Consider the following 330-nt stretch of genomic DNA (forward strand, 5'->3'; position numbering starts at 1 on the left):
CAAACCATCATCACCGACTATTACTACCGTGTGAATAACCCCCAGGTGATGGAAAAGCTGCAAGATAAATTCCCGCAGACTGAATTGTTCCGCGTAGAAGACAAGTTCGGCTCCTGGCCTGAAGTGATGAAAACACACTTTGTCAGCGGTGGAGAGCTGGACAAACTGCTGGCGGCGGGGCGCAAGTAAATGTTTGCTGTTTCTTCCCGACGCGTGCTGCCCGGCTTCACCTTAAGCCTGGGCACCAGCTTACTGTTTGTGTGCCTGATATTGCTTCTGCCGCTTAGCGCGCTGGTGATGCAACTGGCGCAGATGAGCTGGGCGCAATAC

The 330-nt window shown here is 53.3% G+C and carries 2 pseudogenes; both read left to right on the forward strand.

Going from position 1 to position 330, the window contains the following annotated elements:
- Window positions 1-189, forward strand: a pseudogene (locus tag FDX22_RS31800) (sulfate ABC transporter substrate-binding protein); the annotation flags it as partial.
- Window positions 190-330: pseudogene (locus tag FDX22_RS21780) on the forward strand (molybdate ABC transporter permease subunit); the annotation flags it as partial.

The sequence above is a fragment of the Citrobacter sp. TBCS-14 genome (genome assembly GCF_005280805.1).
Lineage (GTDB): Bacteria > Pseudomonadota > Gammaproteobacteria > Enterobacterales > Enterobacteriaceae > Citrobacter > Citrobacter gillenii.